Source organism: uncultured Flavobacterium sp. (genome assembly GCF_963975005.1).
Classification (GTDB): Bacteria; Bacteroidota; Bacteroidia; order Flavobacteriales; family Flavobacteriaceae; genus Flavobacterium.
Window position 1 is genome coordinate 1 of record NZ_CAXBFR010000121.1, and the last position, 8,791, is coordinate 8,791.

Genomic DNA, 8,791 nt, shown 5'->3' on the forward strand with positions numbered 1-8,791 from the left:
AAATAAAAAAAATAAATACTATAATTATTATCTCAAGATTAACTCAGATTATCTTGATTTATTTACTTATTATCAACAAAAACGATTACATATATTATTTTTTAATAATTGGTTTGTCTAATTTAGTAGTAAATATTTATTTTTTAAGAAAGATATTTTTACAAAATAAAATTAATATTATCAGCTTTTCTAAAATCAATATTGTAGAAATTTTTAAAAGTGAATTTTCTATTGTATTATCAAATCTATCTATTTCATTATATGTAAATATTCCAATTTTAATAATAAGTAGTTTATTAGGTAATTATGAATCTGGAATTTATAAAATAGCAGAAATGATAGTTAGTTTATTTAGAAGTTATTTATCAGTTTTTTTTGCAGTTAGTTTTCCAAGATTTTGTATTCAGTATAAAAACGATAAAAAAGAAGGATTAAACTTCATACAGTTAATTAACAAAGTGAACATTGCCGCTTTATTAACATTATCAGCATTGTTATTAGGAGTTTATCTAATATTACCTTTAGAATTATATTTTCCCTCAAAAACAATTGAAATAATAGATTTTGTAATTAAATTTATTCCGATACCTATTATAATAGCATTAAATATACCGTTTTATCAATTACTATTATATAATTCAAAAGAAAAAGAAATTTCATATTTATCTATGATAACCGTAGTAATAATGTTTGTTTCATGTTATTTTCTAACTTTAATTTATCAATTAAACGGAAGCCTAATTTCATTATACATAGTAGAAACATTCATTACAGGTTCAATAATATTGTATTATTATAAATATATCAAAACAACAAATCAAAATATATAATGTACATAGTAATTGTAAATTATAACAATAGTAAAGACACAATAGAGTGTTTAGAAAGTGTTTTAAAAAACACAAATGATAATTATCAAATAATAGTAGTTGATAATAGTGAAAACAATAAATCTTATGATGAAATTGTAAATTGGTCTAAAAACGAAATAAGCAACATTGAAACTAATTTTAATTACATAATTTATCCTTTAGTAAAAAAACCTGTAGATTTAGTTCTTTTAAATGAAGAAAACATATTAAATGAAAACATAAAAAACAAAATACTTTTAGTAAAAGCAAAACACAACAAAGGGTTCTCTGCTGCCAATAATATTGCTTTAAAATATATTTTAAAGTTTGATAAAAAAAATTCTTTAATATGGTTATTAAATAATGATACAATAATTGAAAAAAATACAATAAACTCTATTCTTGAAGAAGTAACCAAACTAAATGATAAAGATAAAATATTTTTTGGAACACCTTTAATAGATTATAATAACCCAGAATTAATCCAAGCTACAGGAGGAAAATATAATTATATAACAGGAAATTCAATTATTGTGGATGTAAATAAGCCACTATTAAATTATAAATTTAATCCTAACATAAAAGTTGATTTTCCAATTGGAGCATCAATGTTAGTTACTACTAACAATTTATTAAGTACTGGTTTATTATGTGAGGACTATTTTTTATATTTTGAAGAGTTAGATTGGTCTTTTAGAATGAGAAAGAACAACGGTTATGTAAAGATCATTAATGTATTAAGCGTTTATCATAAACAGGGTAACTCTACAAACACAAAGAATGTAGGAAAAAATTCAGATTTTATAGATTTAGTTTATTTAAAAGCAAAAATGAAATTTGCAACTAAATTTAATAAATATAGATTAATAGTATGGGTTTACACCTTAACATTCGCGATTTTTAAGAGACTTTTGCAAGGAGAATTTAAAAGGGTAATTTCGATTTTTAATATTTTAATTAAAAAATCATATTGATTTGTTTTTATGTTAAAAAAACCATTAAATTTGCCGAATAAAATCAAATATTAAATTTTTTAACAAATGAATAAAATAATTTTAGTTTCTTTAATTAGTTTCTTGCTTTTTTCTTGTGGTGATGGTACAAAAAAGGAGGAAACAATCGATGAAAAAGTAATAGTAGCAGATCAATTTTCTGTAACAATAAATGCTTTATATCCAAAAGATGATGTAATATCTATTGTTTTCAAAAAAGACGGTTATTATTTATCAGGAGAACCTGTTGAAAAAATAGTAAAAGGGTCAGATCTACCTCAGCAAATTACTATTGATTTACCAAAAGGAGAAAAAATCCAAAATTTATCTATAAATTTAAGTACTAACAAAGAACAAAATGAAATAGGTATTACTGGAATTTCAATCAAAAATAATGACAAGGTTGTCTTAAGTGATAAAGAAAACTTTACTACTTATTTTATGGCAAATGATAAAGTTACTTGGAATGAAAGCACATCAAAATATGTAATGAAACACGGAGGAGAATATCCACCAGCAATGGGAGGAAGTGAACAATTAGAAGCACTTTTAGATAATTAATAAAAACCTTATTTTTATTAAAAAACAAAAAAACTAAAACCAATGTGTTTTAGTTTTTTTGTTTAATTTAGTGTTTTATAAAGCTCGGTCCAAAGATCACCTTTCTTTTCCCAAGAATAATTTTCTTTAACATATTCAGACAACATTATTCCCCTATTGTTTTGTTCTTCATTTGACCAAGAAGAAGCATCATTTAGTGCTTTTGTTAGCTCAACAACATTAGGGTTAATCATTATGCCTCCATTGGTATTCCATTCTGGATTTATACCTGTATAAAATGAAGTAATAACAGGAGTATTGCATGCTGCTGCCTCTAAATTCACCATTCCTATAGCTTCAGAATATGAAGGTGCTACAAACGCTTTAGCATTTGATAAAAGATTATATTTTTCATCTCCAAAAACGCCACCTAAAAACATTACTCTTTTTGAAATATTTAATTTTTCACATTTAATTTTCAATTCATTAGAATATTCATTTTCTGAACCTACAATTTTTAATGTTATTTTCTTATTGTCAATTCTACTAAATGACTCTAATAGAATATCTAATCCTTTTTTAGGGTGAATTCTACCTAAAAACATAAAATAATCTTCTTCATCTGCTGTATTTGTTGTTTTTGGCAAATTAGTATAATGAATTAGATTTGGAATTTCAACAATGTTTTTGTGATTTGTAAGTTTATATAAATTATCCTTTTCAAATGGAGTAATTGCATGCAAAACATTAGAGTTTTTAATAATTTTATTTAAAAAAAGTTTTAAATAAATACTTTTTTTAATTTTTTTATCATTTAAATGCCAAGGTTCAAGCATCCCGTGAGGAGAAACAACATAAGGAAGGTTGTTTTTAATAGCTACTTTTGAACCAGTAAAATGTGCATGCATAAAAACACCATGAAGGTGTAAAATACTTTGAAAATCTAAGTTTTGTTTTAAATACAACGACAATTCTTTTGAATAAGCCCAATTTTTAAATTTATTAGAAGGAAATACTAAAAAATCATCTTTTTCTTCTTTTTTATTACAAATAATTTGACTCTTAAAAGAAGACGATATATGTGAATTTAAATTTAAAACAACTGTTTTTAATCCACCACTTTCATTTGCTACACTTTCTGCTATATGATAAATAGTTTTCAATGGGTTTGTTTTTTAAAATGATTTAAATAGGAAATATAAAAGATACATAAAAAAAAGAAAAATTCTGGAGGAAAATAATGACCATCTCTAAATAATTTTAGGCATATATATATAAATAATCCTTGTAAAAATATTAATTCTTTGCTAGAAAAAACTAAAACTCCTGCGATAATAGCAATAAGTATAGCTAATAAACCAAAAACACCAAACTCAGAAAGCATTCTAATGGCTAACGAATTGGCATCAAATGAATTATTTGTATGAATATTTTGTTTAACTAAATATTTTGGAGGTCTTAATTCTTTTATATAATTTTCTGTATGCATGTAGTGATGACTCCCAATACCACTTCCAAAAGGGTGATCTTTAACATTTTCCTTCATGATATATACGTTTGCTAACATAACATATGAACTAAGATTTGTTTCTTCTTTAAACTTACCTGTATTAATAACTTTTAAGTTTTCATATGTGTCATCAACACGCATTTTAAAAAAAGTATAATTATTGTAGATATAAATAAAAGATATCAATATAAAAGGCATTACTATTACTAGATATGACAATCTTTTTCGATTTAAATTAGGCAATAAAAATATTAACCCGCAACCAATGTATCCTAAAGAGGAATTGGATAAAATAAGGGTGCCAAAAACAATAAAAAACGAAAGATACTTCTTTGTTTTAAAAAAATAGTAACATGCTGGAATTATTACAATTGCATAATGAGCGGGTTCTTTAAGTATACCACTTAAACGAGGGTCATTATTCGCGTTAAAATTAATTCCTAAAAAATACATAGGATAGGCAATAATAGAAATTACTAATGCCATTTTCAGGTAAACAGCAATTATTTCTTCAACTTTATAAAGCTGTATAAAATTATAATAATATATTCCAATAATTGTAATTCCAATAATTTGAGAAAGCATATAATTAAACGGAATTCCTATAATTGTATAGCAAAACAAACCATGTATGAAAACAAAGAAAATAAAAAAAATAAAGTTTTTAGTAAAAATAATTTTTTTATAATACGTAAATATTAACAAATAATTTACTAGAAGAATTAGGTAAAATAACTTCCAATCGATAATTAAATTAAAATAAAAAGCTTCTGTAAATATGGCAAAAACTGAAGAGTAAAGTAAGTATTTTTTTAAGTTTATTTTCATTTATTCATTTGCTTTTGCCAGTGAACTTTTAAATCCATTTTCTAAATCATGACCTCTTAATTCAAAAGTATTAAATTTATCAATATACCAAGTAAAAGAGATTTTTAATAAGTAAATAGTTATTATATTAGTCTTGAACAAAAATAGAAAAATATAATTAAAAAGAGTTCTAATTAAAAAAGATGTGAAGTATGTTTCTTTTAAATTTTATACTAAATTGCACTCCTTAAACATAAAGATTAAATTAATGAGATATTCAACATTAGTTAAACAGATATTCATAGTATTAAAATCAAAGTGGGTTTTGCAATTAATTAAAGGCAAGCTTTTTTCATTTGCATCATTTGAGGTTGTTTCTAACATAAAAAAAACAGTTCCAAAGTTAGATTTTATTATAGATGTTGGAGCTAATTCTGGACAGTTTTCAAAAGTAGCTAGTTACTTATATCCAAGTGCAGAGATTGAGGTATTTGAGCCTTTACCTAATTTATATCCAAAAATTGAAAAAATTTTTAATGCAAATAATAAAATAACTACTCATAATGTAGCCTTAGGAAATGAAGTTGGATCAATTAAATTTAATAAAAATAAATTTGGGCATATAAGCTCAATACTAGATATTAGTAATGATAATAATCATTATCCTAAAGAAGAAAATGATTTAGATAAAATTGATGTTTTGATTAAAACTATTGATTCGTTAGAATTTAATAACAAAACAACAAAAGGGGTTTCTTTATTAAAGCTAGACGTTCAAGGCTATGAGCTAGAAGTTTTAAAAGGAGGCGAGAAAACATTAAACAGCATAGATTATATTGTAATTGAAGCTAATTTAGAACAACTTTATGTTAACCAACCATCATTTACAGAAATTAATGCTTATTTAAACAGTAAAAATTTTGAATTAGATGGTATGTTAGACTTTAATTTAGGAAATAATAACAAGTATATAGAAATTGATTTTTTATATAAAAACAAAAGTAAAATTTCTAATTAAATGTCAAAAATATTAATTACAGGAGGTTCGGGTTTTATTGGTACTAACTTAGTAGACTATTTATGTTTAAAAGGTCATGAGATAATAAATTTTGATAAAAAAAAACCAAAAAACCAAAAATATCTAAACAATTGGTTTAAGGGAAATATTCTAAATAAAAAAGAATTACTAGAATGTTTTGAAACTTTTAATCCCGAATATGTAATACACTTAGCGGCAAGAGTAGATTTAGATGAGAAAAACAATTTAAGCGGTTACGCAAGTAATATTGAGGGAGTTGAAAACATAGTTGATATTATTAATAAAACACCTAATATAAAAAGAACAATTTACACATCAAGCCGTATGGTTTGTAAAATTGACTATATACCTAAAAATTTTGATGATTATTGTCCTCCAAATTTATACGGAGAAAGTAAAATGTTAGGTGAAAAAATAGTTAGTGAAAATGCTAATCATGATTATGTAATAGTTAGACCTACTTCTATTTGGGGACCATATTTTGAAATTCCGTATAGAACTTTTTTTGATACTGTAAAAAAAGGACTGTTTTTTTTACCCAAAAATCATTACCCAAAAAAATCTTTTGGATTTGTATTAAATACAATATTTCAATTAGAAACCATACTTTTTGCCTCAAATGATAAAATTAAGAAAAATTATTATTTAAGTGATTATCCATCAATTGATCTTAAAGAATGGGCAGATATGGTTTCAATACAGTTCAACAATAAAAAAAGTAAAGAAATACCAATGTTTCCGTTAAAAATAGTTTCTAAAATTGGAGATTTATGTCAAATTCTAGGCTGGAAAAACCCTCCATTAACTACATTTAGATTAAACAATTTAATTACATACATGGTTTATGATATGTCTGATTTAGAAGAATTGTGTGGAAAATTACCATACAAACTTGAAGAAGGTGTTAAGATTACTGTTGATTGGATGAAAAATGAAAAATAAGGAATTCTTTTTTATAAAATAAAAATCAAAAAACTTATAAATGAGTTATCAATCAGTTCAAATATTAGGAATAAAGTTTTACAACGGTTTAGTAAAAGGAGTTTTTGATTTTCTACATGAAAAAGGAGGATTACTTACAGTTCCTGCTGCTCCAGCTTTAGTAACAATTAAAGAAGATAAATCGTATTACGACTCTTTATTAAAGTCAGATATAGTTATTCCCGATAGTGGTTATATGGTATTGATTTGGAATTTTTTATATAAAAATAAATTAAAAAAAATATCAGGGTTAGAATTTATTAATCATTTTTTATCTCAAAGTGATAGAGTAAATCAAGGTAAATTGTTTTTAATTAACCCTTCAGAACTTGATGGTCAAATTAATACTCAATATCTAAACAATGCCGGATTTGATTTAGAAGAAGCATATAATTATACTGCACCTTTTTATAAAAACAACATTATTGATGTTGATTTATTAGATCAATTAGAGAAAAAAAAGCCAAAATGGATTCTTATTAACATTGGAGGAGGAACACAGGAAAAATTAGGATTATATTTAAAAGAAAACTTATTTTATAAACCGGCAATCTTATGCACAGGAGCAGCAATAGCCTTTAAAACCGGGAGACAAGGTAAAATGCCAACTTGGATGGATCAAATCTACTTAGGTTGGTTGCATAGGTGCATTTCAAATCCCAAAACATTTGTTCCTAGGTATTTAAAAGGATTTAAGTTGTTAAAACTTATTTTACAATACAAAACGGGTGTAATTAAGTGAAATTGTTACAATAGTTACAAAAAAATAAATTAAAAAAATTATATTTGTAGACTAGTTTACATAATTACATTAAAAATATAATGAAAAAAATATTAGTTTGTGGTGCAGGAGGATTTATTGGAGGCCATCTTGTTAACCGATTAAAATCAGATGGATTTTGGGTAAGAGGAGTAGATTTAAAAGAAAACGAATACGGAAATAATAATTCAGACGAGTTTATATTAGGAGATTTAAGAGATCCTGAAATTGCAAAAGAAGTTGTTAAAGGCATTGATGAAGTATATCAATTAGCTGCAGACATGGGAGGTGCAGGATATATTTTTACGGGTGAGCATGACGCAGACGTTATGAATAATTCGGCATTATGTAACTTAAATGTTCTTGGAGCATCTCAAAAAGAAGGAGTGAAAAAGATTTTTTATTCTTCTTCAGCTTGTATGTATCCTGAATATAATCAAATGGATCCTAACAATCCAAAATGTTCTGAAGATTCTGCATATCCAGCAGCACCAGATAGTGAATATGGATGGGAAAAACTTTTTAGTGAAAGATTATATTTGTCTTATCAAAGAAATTACGGAATAGAAGTTAGAATAGCACGATTTCATAACATCTTTGGACCTCAAGGAACATGGAATGGTGGAAAAGAAAAAGCACCTGCTGCAATGTGTAGAAAAGCTGCTGAAGCAAAAGAGGGAGGCCAAATTGAGGTATGGGGAGATGGTAAGCAAACAAGATCATTTCTTTACATTGACGAATGTGTTGAAGCCGTGATGAGATTAATGAATTCAGATTTTTCTGGGCCAGTAAACATCGGTTCTGAAGAAATGATTTCAATTAATGATTTCGCAAAAATGGCTATCGAAATATCAGGAAAAAATTTATCAATAAAAAATATAGAAGGACCAACAGGAGTTAGAGGAAGAAATTCTGATAATAAACTTTTATTAGAAAAGTTGAGTTGGCAACCTTCACAATCTTTAAAAGAGGGTATGAAAACAACCTATAAGTGGATTGAAAATCAAATTTAATATTTTAAAAAGCGAGTTTAATTTAAACTCGCTTTTTTATTGGCTAATATTAATTATATTGCTAGTACAAAAAAAGAATTTAAATTAGAAAAGTAATGAAACATTTTCAGGCTATTTTTAAAGAAATAATTAATGATTTCAATCAAGACAAAAGAAATAATTATATCAATGTTTTTTTTATTTTTATTTTAATAAGTATTCCTTTTTATAATTTTATAAATAGTTTTATAATTGCTATATTTTTTTTAATAAGTTCTTTTAAATTTAGACTTAATAAAGAAAAAAACGTCTCTATATC

9 protein-coding genes are annotated in these 8,791 nt (G+C 25.0%); 7 read left to right on the forward strand and 2 right to left on the reverse strand.

Features of this window, described 5'->3' with window-relative positions; all coding sequences use genetic code 11:
- The 3 genes from AACZ53_RS12250 to AACZ53_RS12260 all read left to right on the forward strand — a co-directional run.
- A partial coding sequence (locus tag AACZ53_RS12250; protein ID WP_339838888.1) for an oligosaccharide flippase family protein occupies window positions 1-830 on the forward strand: 830 nt, incomplete at its 5' end.
- Entirely contained in the window at window positions 830-1,825 is a 996-nt protein-coding gene (locus AACZ53_RS12255; RefSeq protein ID WP_339838890.1) for a glycosyltransferase family 2 protein, read from the forward strand. The genes AACZ53_RS12250 and AACZ53_RS12255, both read left to right, overlap by 1 nt.
- A 66-nt stretch (window positions 1,826-1,891) precedes the next feature.
- Window positions 1,892-2,404: a hypothetical protein gene (locus AACZ53_RS12260; protein WP_339838893.1), complete on the forward strand. Its 513-nt coding sequence runs from the start codon at window positions 1,892-1,894 to the stop codon at window positions 2,402-2,404.
- A gap of 62 nt (window positions 2,405-2,466) precedes the next feature.
- Here the strand turns inward: AACZ53_RS12260 and AACZ53_RS12265 are convergent, their stop codons facing one another.
- Both AACZ53_RS12265 and AACZ53_RS12270 read right to left on the reverse strand, forming a co-directional pair.
- Window positions 2,467-3,546, reverse strand: coding sequence for a glycosyltransferase (locus tag AACZ53_RS12265; RefSeq protein WP_339838896.1), 1,080 nt, complete (start codon window positions 3,544-3,546; stop codon window positions 2,467-2,469).
- Window positions 3,543-4,478, reverse strand: a complete 936-nt coding sequence (locus AACZ53_RS12270) for an O-antigen ligase family protein (RefSeq protein WP_339838899.1) — start codon at window positions 4,476-4,478, stop codon at window positions 3,543-3,545. Before AACZ53_RS12270 ends, AACZ53_RS12265 begins: the two co-directional genes overlap by 4 nt.
- 490 nt (window positions 4,479-4,968) lie before the next feature.
- Here AACZ53_RS12270 and AACZ53_RS12275 point away from each other — a divergent pair, with 490 nt between their 5' ends.
- The 4 genes from AACZ53_RS12275 (at window position 4,969) to AACZ53_RS12290 (ending at window position 8,493) form a co-directional block, all read left to right on the forward strand.
- Window positions 4,969-5,718, forward strand: a complete 750-nt coding sequence (locus AACZ53_RS12275; RefSeq protein ID WP_339838903.1) for an FkbM family methyltransferase — start codon at window positions 4,969-4,971, stop codon at window positions 5,716-5,718.
- A complete protein-coding gene (locus AACZ53_RS12280; protein WP_339838906.1) occupies window positions 5,719-6,681 on the forward strand; it encodes an NAD(P)-dependent oxidoreductase in 963 nt (320 codons plus the stop codon).
- Between the two features lie 40 nt (window positions 6,682-6,721).
- Entirely contained in the window at window positions 6,722-7,462 is a 741-nt protein-coding gene (locus tag AACZ53_RS12285; protein WP_339838908.1) for a WecB/TagA/CpsF family glycosyltransferase, read from the forward strand.
- An 80-nt stretch (window positions 7,463-7,542) separates the two neighbouring features.
- Complete coding sequence (locus AACZ53_RS12290) at window positions 7,543-8,493, forward strand: NAD-dependent epimerase/dehydratase family protein (protein WP_339838910.1); 951 nt, start codon at window positions 7,543-7,545, stop codon at window positions 8,491-8,493.
- Window positions 8,494-8,791: the final 298 nt, after the last annotated feature.